At 55.2% G+C, this 19,528-nt stretch carries 23 protein-coding genes and 2 tRNA genes; 7 read left to right on the forward strand and 18 right to left on the reverse strand.

Going from position 1 to position 19,528, the window contains the following annotated elements; translation table 11 throughout:
- Window positions 1-467: 467 nt before the first annotated feature.
- The 7 genes from ACFDAU_RS04070 to queA are packed head-to-tail and all read right to left on the reverse strand — an operon-like array spanning window position 468 to window position 6,737.
- Entirely contained in the window at window positions 468-845 is a 378-nt protein-coding gene (locus ACFDAU_RS04070; RefSeq protein ID WP_413438740.1) for a YchJ family protein, read from the reverse strand.
- Window positions 821-1,429 (reverse strand): DedA family protein, encoded by a 609-nt coding sequence (locus ACFDAU_RS04075; RefSeq protein WP_413438741.1) that lies wholly within the window; start codon window positions 1,427-1,429, stop codon window positions 821-823. Before ACFDAU_RS04075 ends, ACFDAU_RS04070 begins: the two co-directional genes overlap by 25 nt.
- Window positions 1,430-1,433: 4 nt before the next feature.
- Complete coding sequence (gene secF / locus ACFDAU_RS04080; protein WP_413438742.1) at window positions 1,434-2,378, reverse strand: protein translocase subunit SecF; 945 nt, start codon at window positions 2,376-2,378, stop codon at window positions 1,434-1,436.
- Window positions 2,379-2,388: 10 nt separating this feature from the next.
- Window positions 2,389-4,203, reverse strand: coding sequence for a protein translocase subunit SecD (gene secD / locus ACFDAU_RS04085; protein ID WP_413438743.1), 1,815 nt, complete (start codon window positions 4,201-4,203; stop codon window positions 2,389-2,391).
- Between the two features lie 49 nt (window positions 4,204-4,252).
- A complete protein-coding gene (yajC, locus tag ACFDAU_RS04090; protein ID WP_124705636.1) occupies window positions 4,253-4,576 on the reverse strand; it encodes a preprotein translocase subunit YajC in 324 nt (107 codons plus the stop codon).
- A 30-nt stretch (window positions 4,577-4,606) separates the two neighbouring features.
- Entirely contained in the window at window positions 4,607-5,710 is a 1,104-nt protein-coding gene (gene tgt, locus ACFDAU_RS04095; RefSeq protein ID WP_413438744.1) for a tRNA guanosine(34) transglycosylase Tgt, read from the reverse strand.
- Window positions 5,700-6,737, reverse strand: a complete 1,038-nt coding sequence (gene queA / locus ACFDAU_RS04100; protein WP_413438745.1) for a tRNA preQ1(34) S-adenosylmethionine ribosyltransferase-isomerase QueA — start codon at window positions 6,735-6,737, stop codon at window positions 5,700-5,702. Before queA ends, tgt begins: the two co-directional genes overlap by 11 nt.
- Before the next feature lie 104 nt (window positions 6,738-6,841).
- Between queA and ACFDAU_RS04105 the strand changes: the two genes are divergently transcribed.
- Window positions 6,842-6,928, forward strand: a tRNA-Leu gene (locus ACFDAU_RS04105).
- 63 nt (window positions 6,929-6,991) lie between these two features.
- On the opposite strand, the gene ACFDAU_RS04110 is transcribed toward ACFDAU_RS04105, so the two are convergent.
- The 11 genes from ACFDAU_RS04110 to ACFDAU_RS04160 form a co-directional block, all read right to left on the reverse strand.
- Window positions 6,992-7,939, reverse strand: coding sequence for a tyrosine-type recombinase/integrase (locus tag ACFDAU_RS04110; protein ID WP_413438746.1), 948 nt, complete (start codon window positions 7,937-7,939; stop codon window positions 6,992-6,994).
- Between the two features lie 54 nt (window positions 7,940-7,993).
- Window positions 7,994-8,227, reverse strand: coding sequence for a DUF4224 domain-containing protein (locus ACFDAU_RS04115; protein WP_413438747.1), 234 nt, complete (start codon window positions 8,225-8,227; stop codon window positions 7,994-7,996).
- Window positions 8,224-8,901 carry a helix-turn-helix domain-containing protein gene (locus tag ACFDAU_RS04120; RefSeq protein WP_413438748.1) on the reverse strand — a complete coding sequence of 226 codons (678 nt, stop codon included), beginning with the start codon at window positions 8,899-8,901 and terminating at the stop codon, window positions 8,224-8,226. The genes ACFDAU_RS04115 and ACFDAU_RS04120 overlap by 4 nt, the downstream gene beginning before the upstream one ends.
- Entirely contained in the window at window positions 8,898-10,724 is a 1,827-nt protein-coding gene (locus tag ACFDAU_RS04125; RefSeq protein ID WP_413438749.1) for a replication endonuclease, read from the reverse strand. The genes ACFDAU_RS04120 and ACFDAU_RS04125 overlap by 4 nt, the downstream gene beginning before the upstream one ends.
- An 11-nt stretch (window positions 10,725-10,735) precedes the next feature.
- Window positions 10,736-10,996 carry a hypothetical protein gene (locus tag ACFDAU_RS04130; protein WP_413438750.1) on the reverse strand — a complete coding sequence of 87 codons (261 nt, stop codon included), beginning with the start codon at window positions 10,994-10,996 and terminating at the stop codon, window positions 10,736-10,738.
- Between the two features lie 59 nt (window positions 10,997-11,055).
- Entirely contained in the window at window positions 11,056-11,193 is a 138-nt protein-coding gene (locus ACFDAU_RS04135) for a hypothetical protein (RefSeq protein WP_413438751.1), read from the reverse strand.
- Window positions 11,190-11,909 carry a helix-turn-helix domain-containing protein gene (locus ACFDAU_RS04140; protein ID WP_413438752.1) on the reverse strand — a complete coding sequence of 240 codons (720 nt, stop codon included), beginning with the start codon at window positions 11,907-11,909 and terminating at the stop codon, window positions 11,190-11,192. The genes ACFDAU_RS04135 and ACFDAU_RS04140 overlap by 4 nt, the downstream gene beginning before the upstream one ends.
- Before the next feature lie 160 nt (window positions 11,910-12,069).
- Complete coding sequence (locus tag ACFDAU_RS04145; RefSeq protein ID WP_413438753.1) at window positions 12,070-12,507, reverse strand: helix-turn-helix domain-containing protein; 438 nt, start codon at window positions 12,505-12,507, stop codon at window positions 12,070-12,072.
- A 145-nt stretch (window positions 12,508-12,652) separates the two neighbouring features.
- Window positions 12,653-12,982, reverse strand: a complete 330-nt coding sequence (locus ACFDAU_RS04150; RefSeq protein WP_413438754.1) for a hypothetical protein — start codon at window positions 12,980-12,982, stop codon at window positions 12,653-12,655.
- A 206-nt stretch (window positions 12,983-13,188) separates the two neighbouring features.
- Window positions 13,189-13,455: a type II toxin-antitoxin system RelE/ParE family toxin gene (locus ACFDAU_RS04155; RefSeq protein ID WP_413438755.1), complete on the reverse strand. Its 267-nt coding sequence runs from the start codon at window positions 13,453-13,455 to the stop codon at window positions 13,189-13,191.
- A 16-nt stretch (window positions 13,456-13,471) separates the two neighbouring features.
- Complete coding sequence (locus tag ACFDAU_RS04160; protein WP_413438756.1) at window positions 13,472-13,720, reverse strand: CopG family ribbon-helix-helix protein; 249 nt, start codon at window positions 13,718-13,720, stop codon at window positions 13,472-13,474.
- 94 nt (window positions 13,721-13,814) lie between these two features.
- Between ACFDAU_RS04160 and ACFDAU_RS04165 the strand changes: the two genes are divergently transcribed.
- The 6 genes from ACFDAU_RS04165 to ACFDAU_RS04190 all read left to right on the forward strand — a co-directional run bounded on the left by ACFDAU_RS04165 (window position 13,815) and on the right by ACFDAU_RS04190 (window position 19,527).
- Window positions 13,815-13,898, forward strand: a tRNA-Leu gene (locus tag ACFDAU_RS04165).
- Between the two features lie 119 nt (window positions 13,899-14,017).
- Window positions 14,018-14,206 (forward strand): hypothetical protein, encoded by a 189-nt coding sequence (locus ACFDAU_RS04170; RefSeq protein WP_413438757.1) that lies wholly within the window; start codon window positions 14,018-14,020, stop codon window positions 14,204-14,206.
- A gap of 338 nt (window positions 14,207-14,544) precedes the next feature.
- Window positions 14,545-14,991 (forward strand): FecR domain-containing protein, encoded by a 447-nt coding sequence (locus ACFDAU_RS04175; protein WP_413438758.1) that lies wholly within the window; start codon window positions 14,545-14,547, stop codon window positions 14,989-14,991.
- Window positions 14,988-15,587, forward strand: coding sequence for an OmpA family protein (locus ACFDAU_RS04180; RefSeq protein ID WP_413438759.1), 600 nt, complete (start codon window positions 14,988-14,990; stop codon window positions 15,585-15,587). The genes ACFDAU_RS04175 and ACFDAU_RS04180 overlap by 4 nt, the downstream gene beginning before the upstream one ends.
- A gap of 16 nt (window positions 15,588-15,603) precedes the next feature.
- Window positions 15,604-17,661 carry a CHASE2 domain-containing protein gene (locus ACFDAU_RS04185; RefSeq protein WP_413438760.1) on the forward strand — a complete coding sequence of 686 codons (2,058 nt, stop codon included), beginning with the start codon at window positions 15,604-15,606 and terminating at the stop codon, window positions 17,659-17,661.
- A gap of 273 nt (window positions 17,662-17,934) precedes the next feature.
- Window positions 17,935-19,527 carry a DUF1800 domain-containing protein gene (locus ACFDAU_RS04190; RefSeq protein ID WP_413438761.1) on the forward strand — a complete coding sequence of 531 codons (1,593 nt, stop codon included), beginning with the start codon at window positions 17,935-17,937 and terminating at the stop codon, window positions 19,525-19,527.
- The last annotated feature ends 1 nt before the right edge of the window (window position 19,528 follow it).

Genomic DNA, 19,528 nt, shown 5'->3' on the forward strand with positions numbered 1-19,528 from the left:
GCACGTCAATCCAAACATACTAGCGATTCCAGCCCAATGCTGTCAGTCGTATTGATTTAAAAGCTGGGGATGTTAGGTTGAATGCACTAAGTATGCTGGCGCACAGACATCATCAAGAGTGAATGCTTCAATGGAACCTAACTCATGCCTAATTACCCTCGCTGAGGGCGGGCTATGAGATGGAGGTAAAAAATGTATATTGGCATCGGTACTATAGTGCTCATTGTTATTTTATTTTTGATTTTTCGTTAGAGCCATCCAAACCGAAAGTCAGATCAGATGACGACCAAATCTACTGTGTAGACGGGCGTATGTAAGTGTATCTCAGGGTAACATCTGAAACGGATTTGGTTCCTCATGCGATGAGGTCAATCCGTCCGGCGGCGCGTTTTGACTGGAACCGCTAGCGGTTTTGAACTGGAATCCGCGGCGGTGTTTCGCCGTCGAGGTAATACCAGCAGCCGTCTTCAAACACAAAAGCGGCTTACTTCGTGCAGCCGTTGTGCGCGTCCGGCCAGTTTGTTGCGTGCCACAAATTCCACCGTGGCATGGGTTTCATCCTGGGTTGCGTGGGCGATGATTTTCAGGCCCAGCCATTTCGGTTGTGGCGCGTCATGCAAATCAAGGGAAGCGGGGCGAGTGGATGCATGCCAGCTGGCCAGCAGATAGGCCTCGTCCTGCAGCGTGAACGCGGTGTAGCGCGAGCGCATCAGCACCTCTGCCGTGGGCGCGGCTTCCCCTGCGAGGTAGCGTCCGCAGCAGGATGCAAAGGTTTTCGGCGTACCACACGGGCAGGCCGCGGCGTGCGAGGGGGGCGGGCTTATTTGCCGTTGCGCTGCTGCCACTGCCAGTAAGCGGTAATTGCCAGGACGACGAAGATGATCACGCCCACGCTGAGGTATTGCAGGTATTCCTTGAGGAGCAGCTCATTGCCGCCGATGAAATAGCCGAGCAGGGTGAGCACAGTCGACCAGAGGCCGGCGCCGAGGCAGGTATAGAGTGCAAACGCGGTCTTGTTCATGCGCGCCAGTCCGGCAGGCAATGAGATCAGGTGGCGGATGCCGGGAATCAGGCGGCCGGTGAACGTGGAAATCTTGCCGTGACGTTCAAAGAATACGTCAGTCTTGTGCAGCAGCGCCGGGCGCACGAAGAAGTACTTGCCGTAGCGTTCCAGGAACGGCCGCCCCACCCACAGCGCAAAGGCGTAATTGATCGAGGCGCCAAACAGACAACCGAGCGTGGAGCTGATCAGGATCAGCGGCAGACTCATGTGCCCCTGATAGGCGAGGTAGCCCGCCGGGATCAGCACCAGTTCGGACGGCACCGGCAGCACGGTGGATTCCAGCGCCATCAGGATGAAGATGCCGGCATAGCCCCAGCCGTGGACGGTGGCGAGCAGCCAAGTGATGAATTCATGCAGCATCTCCATGAAATCAGACCTGAGCGCCGTCGGAGGCTACGCCTTCTTTGGGCTTGTTGTCCTTGATGAAGTGCTCGCGTTTGACGCCGAGCATCAGCAGTATCGGCGAGGCCACCAGCACCGACGAGTAGATGCCGAACAGGATGCCGATGGTGAGTGCCAGGGCGAAGTTGTGCAGCGCTTCGCCGCCCAGGAACAGCATCGACAGCACCATCATCTGGGTCATCGCGTGGGTGATGATGGTACGGCTCATGGTCGTGGTGATCGCGCTGTCGATAATGTCAGGGATCGAAGTCTTGCGCATCTTGCGCAGGTTTTCGCGAATCCGGTCGAACACCACCACCGACTCGTTCACCGAGTAGCCCAGCACGGCCAGCACGCCGGCCAGCACGGTGAGGGTGAACTCCCACTGGAAGAACGCGAAACAGCCGAGGATGATGACCACGTCGTGCACGTTGGCGATGATGGCGGCGAGCGCGAAGCGCCATTCAAAGCGCAACGCCAGGTAGATCAGTATGCCGATCGCCACCACCACCAGCGCCAGCGCGCCGTTGTCGTACAACTCCTTGCCGACCTGCGGGCCGACGAAATCGACGCGTTTCAGTTCCACCGTGGGGTCTTGCGCCTTCAGCGCCGCCATCACCGTATCGCTGGTCTTGGAACTGGTGGTGTTGCCTTTCAGCGGCAGGCGGATGAGCACGTCACGCGTGGTGCCGAAGGTCTGCACCGAAACTTCCGGCAGCCCGGTGTGTTCCAGCGTGGCGCGGATTTTATCCAGCTGGGCGGGCTGGGTGTAAGCCACTTCCATCACCGTGCCGCCGGTGAAGTCCACACCCAGATTCAGGCCCTCGGTCGCCAGCGCCCACACTGCGAAGACAAAGGTGAGCAGGGAAATGGCGGTGGTTACCTTCCCGTAGCGCATGAACGGGATGTCTTTTTTGAGTTTGAAAAATTCCATGATTGAGGCCTTAAATGGACACTTTGGCCAGACGTACTTTGCGGCCATAAGTGAGGTTGACCATGGCGCGCGACACCGTCACTGCGCTGAACATGGAAGTAAGGATACCCAGGCACAGCACCACGGCAAATCCGCGCACCGGCCCGGAACCCAGCCAGAACAGCGCCACGCCGGCAATCAGGGTGGTGATGTTGGAGTCCAGGATGGTGCCCCAGGCACGGTCGTAACCGGCGTGGATGGCAGCCTGCGGTGAATTGCCGTTGCGCAGTTCCTCGCGGATGCGCTCGTTGATCAGCACGTTGGCATCAATCGCCATACCCAGCGTGAGTGCGATACCCGCCAGACCCGGCAGCGTGAGAGTCGCCTGCATCATGGACAGCAGCGCCACCAGGAACAGGCCGTTGACTGCCAGCGCGACGGTGGAGAACACACCGAACACCCGGTAGTAGACGATCATGAACAGCGCCACCGCGGCAAAACCCCACAGGTTGGAATGGAAGCCTTTTTTGATGTTGTCGGCACCCAGGCTGGGGCCGACAGTACGTTCCTCGACGATATTCATGGGGGCGGCGAGCGCACCGGCACGCAACAACAGCGCGTCGTCGGAGGCTTCCTGAGCCGATTCCATGCCGGTGATCTGCACCCGGCCGCCGCCGATTTCTTCGCGAATGACGGGCGCGGTGATCACCTCGGCCTTGCCCTTTTCAATGAGCAGGATGGCCATGCGCTTGCCCACGTTGTCACGCGTTACATCCTTGAAGATACGCGCGCCGCGACTGTCCAGATTGACATGCACTGCGGCCTGGCCGGATTGCTGGTCGAAGCCGGGGGAAGCGTCGGTGATGTAATCGCCGGTCAGCACCACATTCTTTTTCACCAGCAGCGGCTGTCCGTTACGCTCGATGTAGAGGTCATCGCCGAATGGAATCTGTCCTTGCAGCGCGGCGGTGACATCGTGCTCTTCGTCCACCAGGCGAATTTCCAGGGTGGCGGTGCGGCCCAGGATTTCCTTGGCCTTGGCGGTGTCCTGCACGCCGGGCAGTTGCACCACCACGCGATCCAATCCTTGCTGCTGGATGATGGGCTCGGCCACGCCCAGTTCATTCACGCGGTTGCGCAGGGTGGTGATGTTCTGCTGAACGGCAAATTCCTGGGTGCGTTTTTGTGCTTCCGGACGCAACGTGGCGATCAGCTTGTAGTCGCCGCCGCTATCCTGTTCGGTGAGTGCCAGATCGGCAAAGTTGGCGGAGATGTACTTGCTGGCCTGTGCACGCGAGGCGGCGTCGCTGAATTTCATTTCGACGCTTTGCCCCACGCGGCTGATGCCGATGTAGCGGATTTTCTGTTCGCGCAACTGGACGCGCAAATCGTTGTTGTAGCGGTCGGCCGCCTTGTCCAGCGCTGCCGGCATATCCACCTGCATCAGGAAATATACGCCGCCGCGCAAGTCCAGGCCCAGATACATGGGTTTGGCGCCAATCGCCGTCAGCCAGGCGGGCGAAGCTGACAGCAGGTTGAGCGCTACGCTGTAACCATCGCCGAAACGCGCCTGGAGCGCATCCTTGGCTTTGAGCTGTGCATCATTGCTGGCGAAGCGGACCTTCACGCTGTTGGCATCGAGAAATGCCCCGGTATAGGGAATCTTCTGCGCCTTGAGTTCGTCCTCGACCTGCTGCATCAGGGTGGCATCGGCCTTGATCGCGCTGCGCGTGGGCGATACCTGCACCGCCGGCACTTCGCCATAAAAATTGGGCAGCGTATACAGCACGCTGACGACCAGCACAACTGCGATGAGGATGTATTTCCAGAGCGGGAATCTGTTCACGGCGCGGCCTTATGGAGGACAAACTTGGTATGAGTATTACAGAGCCGGATTACAGCCCCTTGATGGTGCCTTTGGGCAGCAGAGTCTGCACGGTGGCTTTCTGTACGTGGGTGACCACGCCATCGGCAATTTCCAGGCTGATGAACTGCTCGCCGATTTTGACGATCTTGCCCACCTGGCCGCCGCTGGTGACGACCTCATCGCCCTTTTGCAGCGATTCAAGCATGCTGCGCAGGTCTTTGGCGCGCTTCATCTGCGGACGGATGATCATGAAGAAAAACAATACCGCGATGACCGCCAGCGGCAAGAAGCTCATCAGCGCGTCGGTAGGGGAAGACGCCGGGGCGGCAGCGAAAGCATTGGAAATCAGCATGGTTTTACTCCTTGAATAAATCGAGGCATTCTAACATGAGCCCGCGCGCTGCTCGTGGAAGCCGGCAACGAAGTCGCCTAATGTACCTGTTTCGATCGCCATGCGCAGCCCGGCCATCAATTCCTGATAGTAGTGCAGGTTGTGAAGGGTGGCCAGGCGCGCGCCGAGAATCTCGCCGCAGCGGATCAGATGGTGCAGATAGGCGCGGCTGAAGTTGCGGCAGCAATAACAGCCGCATTGCGCATCTATCGGTGCGATGTCGGTGCGAAAGCGCGCGTTCTTGATGCGCAGGTCGCCATGCCGGGTGAACAGGATGCCGTGGCGCGCGTTGCGCGTGGGCAGCACGCAGTCGAACATATCCACGCCATGCTGCACCGATGCGACAATGTCCTCCGGCGTGCCCACGCCCATCAGGTAGCGCGGCTTGTGTTGCGGCAGCTGCGGTGCAGTATGGGCGAGGATGCGGCGCATGTCGTCCTTGGGCTCGCCCACGGAAAGCCCGCCGATGGCATAGCCGTCGAAATCCATGGCGGCGAGTTCGCGCAGCGATTCGTCGCGCAGGTCTTCGTACATCCCCCCCTGCACAATGCCGAACAGCGCATTCAGGTTGCCTGCATGGGCAAGCTTGGAGCGCTCCGCCCAGCGTAGCGACAGGCGCATGGAATATGCCGCCGCGTCAGGTTCGGCAGGGTAGGGCGTGCATTCGTCGAAAATCATCACGATGTCGGAATTGAGCACTTTCTGGATGCGCATGGATTCTTCCGGCGTCAGGAACAGCCGGTCGCCATTCAGCGGCGAGGCGAATTTCACCCCCTCCTCGGTAATCTTGCGCAGCGCCCCCAGGCTGAATACCTGAAACCCGCCCGAGTCGGTCAGGATGGGGCGATCCCAGCCCATGAAACTGTGCAGTCCGCCGTGCGCTTCAATGGCTTCGAGCCCGGGCCGCAACCACAGGTGAAAGGTATTGCCCAGCACGATGTGCGCGCCGATTTCCTTGAGCTCCAACGGCGACATGGCCTTGACCGTGCCGTACGTGCCGACCGGCATGAAGGCGGGTGTTTCCACCGTGCCGTGGGCGAGTGTGAGCGTGCCGCGACGGGCCAGGCCATCGGTGCGGTGCAGCTTAAATTCCATGGTCATTTCTTTCGATCAGCATGGCGTCGCCATAACTGAAAAAGCGGTAGCGTTCGGCCACCGCGTGGGCGTAAGCGTGGCGGATATGGTCCAGCCCGGCAAAGGCCGACACCAGCATCACCAGCGTGGATTTGGGCAGATGGAAATTGGTGAGCAGGCGTTCTACCACTTTGAACCGGTAGCCGGGGGTGATGAAAATGCTGGTTTCGCCTTCACCTGCGATCAAGCTTCCCGACTGCGCGGCAGCTTCCAGCGCGCGCAGGCTGGTGGTGCCGACTGCGACAATGCGTCCGCCATCCGCTTTGGCCTGGGCAATCGCATCCACCGTGGCTTGCGGGATGGTGTAGCGCTCGCTGTGCATTGTATGCTCGGCGAGATCGTCCACGCGCACCGGCTGGAATGTTCCCGCACCGACATGCAGGGTAAGGTGGGTGCGGATCACCCCCATCGCATCGAGTTGCGCCAGCATGGCTTCATCGAAATGCAGCCCGGCCGTGGGCGCGGCCACCGCACCGGGGTGGCGCGCGTACACCGTTTGATAGCGCGCATCGTCGGCACTGTCGGCGGCACGCTCGATATAGGGCGGCAGCGGCAGCGCACCGTATTGCTCCAGCACATCCAGCACGCTCGCACTGCCATCGAAGCGCAGCCGGTAAAGATCCTGTTCGCGCGCCAGCACCGTCAGCGTCACCACATCCGCCACGCTGAGCGTGCTGCCCGGCTGCGGGGCGTGACTGGCGCGCATGAACGCCAGCGCTTCGTGGTCGCCGGTGACGCGCTCGATCAGCAGCTCCACCTGCCCGCCGCTGGCCTTGCGCCCATACAGGCGCGCCTTGATCACACGGGTATCGTTGAACACCATCACATCGCCGCGCCGCAGGTAGGCAGGCAGGTCGGTGAACAGGCGATCGGCAAGCTGCCCGCTGGCGCCGTCCAGATGCAACAGCCGGCTGGACGAGCGAGAGCTGGGCGGAAACTGGGCGATGAGTTCGTCGGGCAGGGAGAAATCGAAATCGGTAGTGCGCATAGGAGAAGGCTCAATACAAGGCGCGATTATACCTTGTCATCATTGAGGATTGCCGCCCGGCGGCATTTCGAGGATAATTCGCCCTCTTTGATTCACCTCTCATGGCCGGGATGGCGGAATTGGTAGACGCAGCGGACTCAAAATCCGCCGGTGGTAACACTGTGGGGGTTCGAGTCCCCCTCCCGGCACCAATAAATACGCGGGTCTTTGTGAGTTACGGAAAAACCGGACTTTCTACAATTTCGCCCCGGTTTCTACAATTCCCGTTTTTTGGCCTTCACTGGTTGGACGGTTTCGCCCTTGCGTTTGCGGGTGTAATGCTCGGTCATTTCGCGGTTACTGTGCCCGAGTAGTTTCTGTGCGTGGTGCAGGTCTTCCAGGTCAGTGGCAGCCTTGGCGCGTAAGTCCCGAAACTGGAAATTGACCCCGGCGGCTGTGCGTGCGCGCTCAAACCCGCCGCGCAAGCTGTCGGTACTCAGGGGCTGGCCTTTGTCATTCTGGATGAGGTAAAGCCCGATGGCTTGGCGGGGACGGTTCAGAATGCGGTCAATCACTTGCTTGAGCTCCCCGACGATTTCGACGCGCATCTTTTGCCCGGTCTTGTTTTGCGTGACTGACAGATAGCCCTCGCGTATGTCGGCGCGCTTCATTTTAAGCACGTCTGCTGGCCTTTGGGCAGTGAGATAGGCCACGTCCATTGCGTCCTGTACTGGCGGGCTTGCCTTGGCCCATACAGCGCTAAATTCGCCTTCTTCCACGTACCGATCACGTCCGGTTTCCCGGAATCCTCTGACCCCTGCGCATGGGTTGGCGGCGTGGGTGTAGCCCCATTCCCGCGCTTTATTGTAAATGTGCGACAGCAAGGCTTTTTCCCGGTTGGCTCTGACTTTGGCGGTCTGGCCGCGTATGTCCATGTAGCCCCGCACGTGTTCCGGCATGATTGCATCTATTGGAGCTTCACCAAAGACGGCAACCAGCCGGGCGATTTCCTGCAGGTTATCCTTTTGTGTGCGGTAGCTTTTCAGGCGCATCACTTCGCGTTTGTAGCGCTCCGCGATGACGGAAAAGGTTTTGTCCTGGGGGTCGATTTCCTCGTATTCAAGCTCTGCCCATTTTAGGCGGGCTTGGTTGATGTCGTTGCCCAGTGGTGTCCACTTGCGCGGGGGCGTGCTACTGACGTGGTAGTAGCTTTTCCCTTTCATGGACATGTGCTGAGGGAGGTTGTGATTTTTGCTGCGCTTGCGTCCCATGCTGGATTATCTGCCTGGTCTGATTGCGTCATAGTTGGGCTTGAATCGTTCCTCTTCCTTGGCGGGCTTCGTGCCGCCCAGCATGGCTTCCACATAGGAACGTGCGACGATAGGCCGCCCGCTTGCGGTTATTTCGAAGCGCCAGTTTTTCCGCCTCAACCATCCGGCCTGTTTGCTGATGAGCTTGTAGCCGGTGAGTTCGTACAGCTCATCTCTGGTCAGAAAAATACTTTGGCTCATGCTGCTTTCCTTGAGGGTTTGATCTGGAAGATTTTGGCGGTGTTGAGCTGCCCGAATAACTCGCCGATGCGGTCGCGGATATTTTCCAGTTCATCGACCATGCCTTGATTCACGAACAGTTCACGCAAGCTGTTATTTTCTGCGATCTGTGCGGCAATGGCTGCCCTCAAGCGGCTATTTTCGGCACGGTGTGTTTCGAGTTCCGCCTTCGTGTATTGCAACGCGCCGAAGTCTTGCGGCGTGATACTCAGGCTGCCCACATCGGGGCACACAAAGCCGCCATCCTTGCCGATGAACCAGCCGTCCCACTGCGCGTGGGAAAGTCGGTTGGCGGTCGATTCGTAAACCAGTCGGAGCAATTCAAACGCCATGAATGGCATGGGCTCCGTGCCGTTTTCCCATGCACTGACCTTGCCTACGCTGACACGCAGATAGGCAGCGGCCTGGTGCTGAGTGATATTCATGAGTTGCTTTCGTAACCACAGGAAATGTTCGGGAGTGACGTTCATCCGCTGCGATTGCATCACCCACAGGGGGTGGTAGCCCGGAAAGGCACGATTGATGGCCTCTGATTTCGGCTCAATGGCCTGCATCCAGTATGCCCACAATGTCCGGTTTGACGGGTGACCAGTGGCCTTGGCTTTACGCTTTTTTGATGTGGTGCTATTCTTCATTGGTCATAACCTTTGTATTGGCCGCCTGTTTCGACAGGCGGCCATATTTTTTTGTGGCTTCGCCTCGTTTTTTCCGGGCTTTCTTCGTCCCTGCATGGGGAGTGGATTGGGATCTCGTCAGGACTTTCAAAATTCACCTGGCTATTCCCCGGAGAGCCTTTAAATTCAACCCCCGTACAGTTATTGACACGAGTCCAAGGAGGGCAAAAAACCGGCCTTGCGGCGTCACACGGGGCAAGAAATGGGTAGTGCGATTCCGATTTCTGGTGTTTTCCATCCTTAAATTGCACTACCCATTTCTTGTCCCGCGTGATGATGTGTCCGGGTTGCCCTGCTTTGGGATTGGGCAGAATCAAGCCCACCACACGGCGGGATAGCTCGCCCCGGTAGCGGGTGCTTTCCTCGTCTTTCAACAGTGGGGACAGGCGTTTTTTCTTGTCCATTTGCAAGGCCATGTAGCCTGCCCAATCGGCGCTGTCTGCTGCTCGCCACACTGCGCCAAGTGATTCCTCATAGCCCGCTGGAAGTGTTCTAATGCGCCGCAATTCGTTCCAGTTGGTGATGGATGGAATCCCGAAAAACTGAAATTGACGGATATTCCAGAATCTTCCCCATGCCACGGCACGGGGTGCTGTTGACTTGGCAGGTTGGTCTATCTCAAAGTCATTTCCGACTTGATAACCATCCAAATTTTTGGCGATGTATTTGGCGACGTAGGCCGCTGCGCTGCCCTTGGCAGGGTCGATGATCTCGACTTTGAAGCGATGTTCTGCGGCACCGGGTTCGTCGGGCGACTCTCGCATGGCGTAGCTTTTCAGGGTGTCTATTAGGATGTCTGCCTGCTCAGGTTTCACAAAGACCAGCATGTGGCTGTGCGGTGTGCCGTCGTGGTGTGGTTCTGTGACGCGTATCCCAAAATATTTTACGTCCAGCCTGTCCAATGCAGTCCGCGCCGGCTGCCACACTTTCCCTTGCATGTAGCCCATTGCCCGCCTGGGGCTTGTGCCATCGTATTTCGGGTTGAGTTCGCCGCTGGGTGACTTGCGGGCGTGCATCCGGCTGGGGCAGGTGATGGTAAGAAACAAGCCCATGTAGCCATTTTGCATGGCGTATTGTTCCGTGCCGCTGATGATGGTCATTACCTGGGCGCGGCGGTTCGCGGGATTACTCAGGCTATGTTCGGCAAGTTCTCCCATGCCGATCACTTCGCCGTCTTCGCTGACAGCTTCGAGGCTTTCCAGCAGGGTGGCGGTTTGGTGTTGATGCTGTTGGTAGCGGCGATAAGATTCATCGGAGAGATAAGCGCCTGCTCGGCGATGTACAAAGCCACATTTGATGGCGGCGGCCTCGAATTTCTGAAAGCTGCGGCGTAGCTTGCGCCTCCACCATTGCACGCTTGTCATGCGGTTGAACAGTTGGGCAAAGTCCTTGAATTTTGGTGGCTCTATTCCACGTTCTTCGGCCATGCGCAACAGTGCCTGGGTGATGGCTTCCGGCGTTTTGTAGCGCTGGGAAAGTTCCCACGCTTTGGTGGCGGCCTTGCGCGCTTCTTCGCGGATTTCATCGTCCAGACTGGAAAAACTCAACCGCCCATCATTGAACATTTCCGCGAGCGGCAGCATGGTTAAGTTGGCTTCCCTACGGCCATTGGCCTTGTGGGTTTCGGCGTAGTCCCTGATGATTCTATGGTGGTACCTGGCGGGGACGGGCTGCAGCTTGCTTGCTACCCATTCGCGGTCTGAATACTCGGAATTTGCCGCCAATAGCTGACGGCGTGTCTCGGGCGCGAGCCTATCGAAAGCCTCGGTGGATTGCTTCTTCATGCGTCTTCCGCTCAGTGAGCGTGCGGCAGGTAGCGGGGCTGGATGGTGAGGAGTAAACCGCTCACTTCCCATATACCCACGGCGAGTTCTTTGGCGTCTTTTTCCGTGAGAATCTGAGCGGCGAATGCTTCTTCGCTAAAGCTCAGTTTCTGGATTTCTGGGTCTATGGAAGCGAGATAGGTTTGGGTGGGTTTGCAGTACAGTAGAAAGTAGGCTGGAAGGGTATCACGGCCGGTTTCGCGGGACGTTTCGCGGCGTTGTTTTCTGTTCATGGTGTCATTTCCTTTGTGGGTTGATGGCGGTTTTCCGCTCTTGTGTGGGTTGGTGGGTGTTAGCGTTTGGGTGGTGTGTCCTTGTGCTTCGCCGTTGCGTAGAGCGCCAGCCCCAGCAAGGCAACGATCACCAGCGCGCCGGTTTTTCCAGCGGCGGCCTTGAGGGGGAACAGGGGAACGGGTGGAATGAGGTTCATGCGTCTTCTCCTTCGGTGTTGGTTTCGAATTCGCCGGGCAGCGAATCGGGTGCGATTTCAATCAGGCCGGCAGCTTCCAAGGCTGGGCGGAAACTCTGGTAAAGCTGGTCGCGTAGCGTTACCGGGTTGCCGTCTGTCTGCTCACGGGTAAAGCTGCTCCAGCCTCCACGTGTGAGCATGAAAACCAGATAACCGGCCGCCATGTTCATGATTGCGTCTTGCAAGGCTTCGGCTGTTTTTTCGTCAAAACCTTCATCTTCGCCAATCCCGAATACACCTTCATTCCGCCCCAGCTTCAAAGCGCCCAAGGCAATCAACTTGTCATCGGTGGTTTCGATAAAGTCCATCGAGCTTTCGATGACGGTGCCGGGTAGGCGGTTGTCGATCGGGAAGAAATACTCAGTGACGATCTGCGCTCCGAGTGAGGGATGTGGGGCTTCTGGAGCTTGCCGCGAAGCTGGTGGGGTGGCGGGGGTAGGTGCTTCGCCTTGTTTCTGAAGGTCAGAATCTTCGAAGACGATTCCATTGTCTTCAAAATAATTGCGTAGCTTGCGCTGATGCTCGGGAACTAGATTGCGCGTCCCGGCGCGGAATTCACTCAGGTACTGTCGGGGTAAACCGACTTCCTTTGCTAGGTCTGCGTAGGTGAGTCCCAGCGTTACTTGGGCTTGGTTGTAATCCTCACGGGTGAGGATTGAGGAGTTTTTGATTGCCATGTCTACATACCGGAAGTTAATTACGATATGAATACTAGCACCTGCATTTGTTTTGTCAACTCTGTTTAGTAATTTTATTGCGATATGTAGACATACGTATTTCTGTAAGCGTGAAAAAAGCCCGGATGATTTTCCGGGCTTTGGGTGGGAGCTAGTTTTGTCAGCGTTTCGGTTTCTTCTCTATGGCCTTTTTTATGCGCTCATTCCTTACTAAATCATTTTTAGGCGTATGTCCAAGCACAAAATCGTTGATATCTGAATTGGCTGTCTCACGAGTCCAATTTTTCATTTGCTCAATCATCGCATAGTCTGACTTTGATAACCTGTCGCTCTCTTTTCCCCGTAAAAGCCAGTTTGGGGACACCCCGAGTGCATCGCACAAGATGCGAAGTTCACGCGCACCTGGCAAGATTTTTCCCGATTCGTATCGAAACAAAGCTGCCCGTGATATGCCTTTCGCCTCCGGGTCGAATTCTTTGCAAACTCGGCTCAAGTCTTCAACGCTCAAGCCGTCTCCGACTTTCGCTCGCTCTAATCTGATACGTTCGGCTATACCTTGCTCGGGGGGAGTGTAAGGCTGTTTATCTTCGTTTTTCATATGGTGTCTGTAGGCGTCAATTTGAGATGGTTTTCCTTGTCAATGTCGCGTCATTCCTTGTCTGACGCGATTTCTCTAAGCGCCGATGATGCCTCTTTATCTTGACTATTTTCAGTCATGGTGAAGGATTTTGAAAGCTTGGATTTTAGAACATAAGCGTTGCCGCTTGCTCATTGTTGACCGAAACAGAGCATTGTTTCTTGTGTGCGTAAAAATTGGTCAGGCAATTCGCCGAAATAATGTACCCCTGATACCCTCCAGAAAAACCGCCATCGCCCGTCCATGTCGATACTTTGCCTTTTACTGCTGGCTGCCCGTTGACGAAGATTATGACTTCACCTGAGACTTCATTCCATTCACCACTAATTTGCATTGGTGCTCCGGCGTAGTTCGCCGGTCTGTAGCCTTGGACTTGAGAGGGTGTTGCGCAGGCAGCGAGTGTGGCGGTTAACAGTAAAGCTGCAATTTTCTTCATTGAACGCCCTTTGGTTTGAATTAGAGAATTACTCAATAGTATCTAAAGCCTAGGTGGATTGCTTCTTCATGTGCCCGCCGCTTGCCCTTGGTTTTCTCATTTTCTGGCCGTCTGCCATATTGTTTTTGCCTGTTTTCCCACTGTCATGAAATCCGAGTAAACCCATGTAATACGTGGGTTTGACAGGTTTTATTACATGATTTCTGTCATGGGTATTTTCTGGCATGGTGAATGATGCGGAGAATTTGCACAACACTGGCCTTGCCAGTCAGTTCACGATACACGATAACGAAAGGAGTGCGACGGCCTACGATGCGCTCGGATGTTCCGGCGGCCCTTCCGGGTCTGCCGGGGGTGGCGATGGGTTCAGCGATCAGTAATTCTGCTGCGTTGAGAATTTCATCTGTCATGCGCCTGGCGGCTTTGGGATTGCGCTCGGCGTAGTAGCTCATTGCCTCGGCGAATTCTGTCAAGGCTGCCGCCGTCCACTCAAGCTGCCTTTTTCGGGCGGCCATGTTGCTGGATGACGGCTTCGATTTCTTTCATGACTTGGGCATGGGGTACTGTTTTTCCTGCGTCGGCTTCGGCGATGCCTTCATTCACCTTGCGAACAAAGTCTTCGTTGAATTCGAAGCCATCCTTCATGACGTAGGGGAGCATTTCCGCCGGCGTGCGGCCTGCGTCTTTCGCCAGCTTCGCCAGCCGCTTTTCCATAGCGGGGGAGAGTTCGGTTTTCATGGTCATATCCTTCTACAATCCAGAATCGCCCCGCGCCGATAGTGGGTAACGGGCTGTGTACGATTTGGCTTTTGTGGAAGTTTAGCGCGCTATGGCCATGATTTCCAGTAGAATGGGCAGAGACTCAAAATCCGCCGGTGGTGACACTGTGGGGGTTCGAGTCCCCCTCCCGGCACCAATTAAATCAGTGGGTTAGTTATTAACTGACTTTATTCTTTGCGCAAAATGTATTTTTTGCTGCAATTTTGCTGCACTTGTACCTATACCGTGTCCCTAAACAAAAACGGAGACAGGACTATGGCTACAATTTTAAAGCGTGGACAGTATCAATACCAAGCGACTATCCGCCGCAAAAACCATCCAAGCCAATCAAAAACATTTGTGACAAAACGTGACGCAGCAGCTTGGGCGCGCGGAATCGAATCAGAAATGGATCTGGGGCGTTATGTTCCCACCAAAGAAGCTGATAACACGCACACTGCGTGAAGCCTTGAAGCGTTATGACATTGAGGTCAGCTTTGATGACGGACATGATCGCCGCATTTTTCCATAATGGGGCTATTTGCGGCAGCTTGAGTGAAGAGCGACTCCACGATAAATAATCAGATATTGCAATGCCTCTATTTTTTGTCTTTATTTAAAAATAAAAACAAAATAGTTTGTTTAATATCAATTGCTTGAATTTGCAATAAATTTATTTTCGATTACTCTAAAGTATTCCTGCTTTCCTGCCGATGACATCCAAAGATTAGCAGAAGATCGCATGTGCATGATGGCGAGCGAAAATTCTTTGCGCGGTAAAATTTTGTCAAAAGGGGAAAGTCATGCGAATTATTCTGGTTACGATTCTGGTCACCTTCTTTGCTTTTTCCGGTTTGGCCAATGCGGCGGATGAACACGTCGCGATATTCAAGGATGTGGCCGGCAGTGTGAAAATAATTCGGAATCATCAAGACATTGTGGCTCTTTCTGGCTCGCAACTGATGAGATCAGATATCGTCGTTACAGCGCCAAATTCTTCAGGGGGCATCGTATTCAAGGATGGCACATTATTAACCCTTGGTTCGTCGAGTGAAGTCAAAATCAATCAGTATGTATTTCAGCCGGAAGAAGCAAAATACGATTTTGCCGTATACCTCAGCAAGGGCTCTGCTATTTACTCATCGGGCAAGATTGACCACATGTCGCCCGAATCCGTGAGTGTAGGTACCCCACGCGCCACAGTCGGCGTGCGTGGCACACGATTCATTGTGCAAGCCGATGCTAAATGAGATTTTCCAGATCGGTTGTTGCGCTTGTCATCACATTTTTTGTGGCAGGTTGTACAGCAGGAACGACATTTATTTTAATGCCTGATGAAACGGGTATGGTTGGCGCCATAACCATCAAGACCAGCAGCGACTTCAGGGTAATAAACCAGGCATACAATCCCGTCCGGATCACGGAAGGGAGTACGAAAATTACGTCGACTCATGCGCTGACCGAAGCGCAAGTCAAGGAGGAGTTCGCTCATCTGATTAACGCCCAGCCTTCACCTCCAGCCAGTTTTGTCATTCATTTTGCGACGGAATCTTCTGCACTCTCGGAAAAATCACGTTTGGCTCTGCCCCGGATCATTGCAAGTATCAAAGCAAGGGCACCGGCGGAGGTTACGATTATTGGGCACACGGATACAACTGGTACGGACAATCTTAATAACAGATTGGCCTATAAAAGAGCCAAGGCCGTTGAAGATGCGATCAAAGACAGCCTTCCCCCAGGTTTGACCCTCAGCATAGAGGCCTACGGTTCCAAAACCTTGCTGATTCCAACTCCGACAAATGTGGATGAGCAGAGAAATCGGGCTGTTGAAATTTTGATTTTATAACGTTAAGGAAACAGCTGTGCATCCGCCCCCGGAGTTTTTTAGTAATGCATCAAAACAGTGGAGCGCATGGATACTGTTGCTGGCGTTTGCTGTGTCGCTTCTCGTAGGCAGTCTGGTTCGCACAGAGACGGGATTTTCAGCGCGCCTAAGTCATTTGTTTCTCGATTCCTACCTGAAATATACGGCGAATGGAGCGGTGGCGCAGAACAGTGTCGTTGTAGATATCGATGACGTCAGCCTTTCTGCCGTCGGTCAATGGCCTTGGCCGCGTTACCGGATTGCTTCTTTGGTGCAAGAAATTGCTGCAGAAAAACCGGCTGCAATTGGTTTGGACATTCTTTTCTCTGAGCCTGACCGAACCTCGTTGAAAAACATCCGCGAATCCTATAAACAGGATTTCGGATTGGATATTTCCTTTGTGGGTACGCCTTCCGGTTTGGCTGACAATGACGGGTATTTAGGGCATGTGCTATCCACAGTTCACCATCTTGTGGGAGCGCGATACTTTTATTTCGATCATATCAACAAAGCTGAAATATCGGCATCTCCTGAATTCAAGTTCAGCGGCAAAACGGATTTGCTGAAACTGCCGGATGCACCGGGAATACTCAATAACACCTATGAAATTTCTTCACGATTAAAATACAGCGGGTTTCTTAATAATCAAGTAGACGGCGATGGCATGCTGCGCAGGGTGCCATTATTGATTCGTCACCGCGGCGTTATTTACCCGCAGCTCGCGCTGGCCACATATATGCGATCCTTAGGTGTTAACTCGGCTGTCATTGAAGAGGATGGGAATGGCCCAGCTATCCGTATTGGAAACCGTGTGATTCCTATTAGCGAAGACGGTTATGCCTTGTTGCATTTTAATGGCAGCCCTTCGCTATACCCCTCTGTTTCAGCTGTAGACGTTCTGAATGGTCATTTCAGTGCGGCACAGTTCAAGGGGAAGACTGTCTTTATCGGGTCTTCAGCGGTGGCACTGAATGATCTGCACAGCACAATAGTCGACCGCAGCTTCCCAGGTCTGAAAATTATGTCTGTCATCGTTGACGATATTGCGAATGATAGTTTTGTCCGCGAACCGGTATGGGGCCATACCGTTCTTTTTGCAACATGCATTGCAATGGGTTTGTTGATCTCCATCATCTTCATTTATTTACGTGAGCCATTGCAGCTATTGCTCGCTACGATAACCCTCATAGCCGTACTTGTATCCATTTCGATTTATCTATTCGCTTCTTTTGGCGTATTCCTGGCGCCCGTCGCCCCATTGCTCGTCGTTATGTTTCTATTTGTCGTTTTTATAATTTCCAAATTCGCGATTGAGAAAAAACAGGGATATGCCTGGTATAAAAAACTCGCCAATGCCCAGCAAGTAACCATGGCGTCGATGGCAGCGGTCGCCGAAACACGCGACCCTGAAACAGGGGCACATATTAAACGCACCCAAAATTACGTGAAATCCATCGCGCTGAGGCTACGTGATACGGGACATTACACTGATATTCTGACAAAGGAATTTATTGATCTCCTGTTTGTTTCTGCACCCTTGCACGATATCGGGAAAGTGGGTGTGCCCGATCACATTCTGTTGAAGCCGGGTCCGCTGACCGCCGCAGAGTTTGAAATAATGAAAAAACATCCAGAATATGGAAAAGATATTATTTACAGCACGGCAGAGAAAATCGAAGGTGATAATTTCCTCGTTATCGCGGGTGAAATCGCCTTTACCCATCACGAGAAATGGGATGGCACGGGATACCCGCGGGGGCTTTCCGGTCAGGATATTCCGCTTGCAGGCCGCATCATGGCAGTGGCCGATGTTTACGATGCCCTGATTAGCCGACGCTGCTACAAACCTGCGTTTACACACGAGGATTCATTCAGGATTTTGCGAGATGCCCGCGGCAAAATTTTCGATCCGGTAGTACTTGATGCGTTTTTCAGCATAGAAACACAGATTGTGGAAATTGCAACGCATTATCAAGATGAAGTTGAGCCAGCAGTGGATATCCATCATGTGGTAGACGAAAAAGAGAGCCTGGTCAGCGCGTCAGCAATTGGCTGAAGCCACTCCTCTGCAAGGAAAACAATTGCTCTTTTCCCAATGTTCTACAGCGCGAGTAAATCCTTGGCTTTCTCGCTCAAGCATTTCCCGGATTTGAAACAGTTTGATACAAATCCGCGTCAACAAAAGACGGATGACTCCCGTTACTAGACTCATCACCAATGCCTTTACCTATTTCAGGCAAGAGCACGCCTGCTGGGCCGAATTGGAATGCGACCCCATCCCCCTCGAGGCGATGGCCTGGTACTGCAATCATTATCAAAGGAATGTTGCATGCGAGAACCATCATCGGGCTGGACCCGCCGCCGGTTTCTGGCGTTGTCCGGCATGGCCGGACTCTCGCTCGCTGCCTGCGCTGCCCGGGTGCCGGCGCGTGGCGATCAGGGGCAGGCTGCTGTGGGTCCGGCGCTGGAGAATGCTGCGCGCGATCATCCCGTTGCCTTGATCAACCGGCTGACCTGGGGTGCGACGCTGGGTGAGCTGAACAGCCTGCGCCAGCGCGGGGCGGGGCGCTATATAAACACCCAGTTACGCCCTGCGGCTGATCCGCCTTTGCCGCCTGAAATCGTTGTGCAGTTGCAGGCCATGACTATCAACCGTACGCCTGTTGCCGAGCTGGTGCGCAGCAGCTTCGAACGCTTGCGCAGCATCCGCATGAGCGAGCTTCCGGCAGACCAGAAGCAGCAGCAACTCAAAGCCGCGCAGCAAGACATCGGCAACCTGGCTCGCGAAGCAGCCGAGCAGCAATTGCTGTATGCGCTGTATTCGCCCAACCAGTTGCAGGAGCAATTGACCTGGTTCTGGATGAACCATTTCTCGGTGTTTCAGTACAAGGGCATGTTGCGGCCCATGATGGGCGACTACTACGCCCGGGTCATCAAACCGCACGCACTGGGGCGCTTCCGCGACTTGTTCCGGGCGTCCGTGTTCAGCCCGCAAATGCTCATCTACCTGGACAACGCCAACAACGCGCGCGGCCATGTCAACGAAAATTACGCGCGCGAGATCATGGAACTGCATACCCTGGGCGTGGGTGCCGGCTACACCCAGCAGGACGTGACCAACCTTGCCCGCGTGCTCACCGGCCTCGGGGTGAAACTGACCGGCCATCCGGAGCAGGCGCGCCCGGCCTTGCGCGCCGACTTGTGGCAGAGCGAGCTGGTGGTGTTCAACCCGATGCGTCACGACCCCGATCCCAAGCGGGTGCTGGGTCATACCTTCCAGGGTCACGGGCTGGACGAAATCAACGCTGTGATCGAACTGCTGGCAGCTCAGCCGGCCACTGCGCGCCATGTCAGCACCCGACTCGCGCAGTATTTCGTTGCCGATACCCCGCCGTCAGCCTTGATCGACCACATGAGCGCAACCTGGCTGCGCACCGATGGCGATATTGCTGCGGTATTGCAGGCGATGTTCACCACGCCGCAGTTCGCGCAGTCGCTCGGCGGCCTGTTCAAGGACCCGACCCACTATGTTGTGTCTGCCGTGCGCCTGGCCTACGAGGGCCGCACCATCCGCAATGCCCAACCGATGGTGAACTGGTTAGCGCGTTTGGGCGAACCGCTCTACGGCCGGCAGACGCCCGACGGTTATCCGCTGGATGCCGCAGCCTGGAGTAGCTCCGGGCAAATGACTGCGCGCTTTGAATTGGCTCGAATCATCGGCAGCGGTCCGGCGGGGCTGTTCAAGACAGACGCCCCCGGCGCGCAACCGGCAGCGGCTTTTCCGCAGTTATCCAATGCGTTTTATTACCAGGCGCTACAGCCTGTTTTATCGCCGGCCACGCGCCAGGCGTTACAGCAAGCCAACAGTCCGCAAGACTGGAACGCGCTGTTATTGTCCTCACCCGAGTTCATGCGCCATTGAG

The organism is Sulfuriferula sp. GW1 (genome assembly GCF_047300855.1).
GTDB lineage: Bacteria > Pseudomonadota > Gammaproteobacteria > Burkholderiales > Sulfuriferulaceae > Sulfuriferula.

Bases quoted from the DNA above. Each gene is read 5' to 3' on its own strand.
- ACFDAU_RS04160 (WP_413438756.1), bottom strand. From the start codon at position 13,720: ATGAAAACCGAACTCTCCCCCGCTATGGAAAAGCGGCTGGCGAAGCTG.
- tgt (WP_413438744.1), bottom strand. From the start codon at position 5,710: ATGGAATTTAAGCTGCACCGCACCGATGGCCTGGCCCGTCGCGGCACG.
- ACFDAU_RS04190 (WP_413438761.1), top strand. From the start codon at position 17,935: ATGCGAGAACCATCATCGGGCTGGACCCGCCGCCGGTTTCTGGCGTTG.
- ACFDAU_RS04125 (WP_413438749.1), bottom strand. From the start codon at position 10,724: ATGAAGAAGCAATCCACCGAGGCTTTCGATAGGCTCGCGCCCGAGACA.
- yajC (WP_124705636.1), bottom strand. From the start codon at position 4,576: ATGCTGATTTCCAATGCTTTCGCTGCCGCCCCGGCGTCTTCCCCTACC.
- ACFDAU_RS04075 (WP_413438741.1), bottom strand. From the start codon at position 1,429: ATGGAGATGCTGCATGAATTCATCACTTGGCTGCTCGCCACCGTCCAC.
- ACFDAU_RS04140 (WP_413438752.1), bottom strand. From the start codon at position 11,909: ATGGCAATCAAAAACTCCTCAATCCTCACCCGTGAGGATTACAACCAA.
- secF (WP_413438742.1), bottom strand. From the start codon at position 2,378: ATGGAATTTTTCAAACTCAAAAAAGACATCCCGTTCATGCGCTACGGG.
- ACFDAU_RS04170 (WP_413438757.1), top strand. From the start codon at position 14,018: ATGGCTACAATTTTAAAGCGTGGACAGTATCAATACCAAGCGACTATC.
- ACFDAU_RS04135 (WP_413438751.1), bottom strand. From the start codon at position 11,193: ATGAACCTCATTCCACCCGTTCCCCTGTTCCCCCTCAAGGCCGCCGCT.
- ACFDAU_RS04175 (WP_413438758.1), top strand. From the start codon at position 14,545: ATGCGAATTATTCTGGTTACGATTCTGGTCACCTTCTTTGCTTTTTCC.
- queA (WP_413438745.1), bottom strand. From the start codon at position 6,737: ATGCGCACTACCGATTTCGATTTCTCCCTGCCCGACGAACTCATCGCC.
- ACFDAU_RS04150 (WP_413438754.1), bottom strand. From the start codon at position 12,982: ATGAAGAAAATTGCAGCTTTACTGTTAACCGCCACACTCGCTGCCTGC.
- ACFDAU_RS04115 (WP_413438747.1), bottom strand. From the start codon at position 8,227: ATGAGCCAAAGTATTTTTCTGACCAGAGATGAGCTGTACGAACTCACC.
- ACFDAU_RS04120 (WP_413438748.1), bottom strand. From the start codon at position 8,901: ATGAAGAATAGCACCACATCAAAAAAGCGTAAAGCCAAGGCCACTGGT.
- ACFDAU_RS04145 (WP_413438753.1), bottom strand. From the start codon at position 12,507: ATGAAAAACGAAGATAAACAGCCTTACACTCCCCCCGAGCAAGGTATA.
- ACFDAU_RS04180 (WP_413438759.1), top strand. From the start codon at position 14,988: ATGAGATTTTCCAGATCGGTTGTTGCGCTTGTCATCACATTTTTTGTG.
- ACFDAU_RS04110 (WP_413438746.1), bottom strand. From the start codon at position 7,939: ATGAAAGGGAAAAGCTACTACCACGTCAGTAGCACGCCCCCGCGCAAG.
- ACFDAU_RS04130 (WP_413438750.1), bottom strand. From the start codon at position 10,996: ATGAACAGAAAACAACGCCGCGAAACGTCCCGCGAAACCGGCCGTGAT.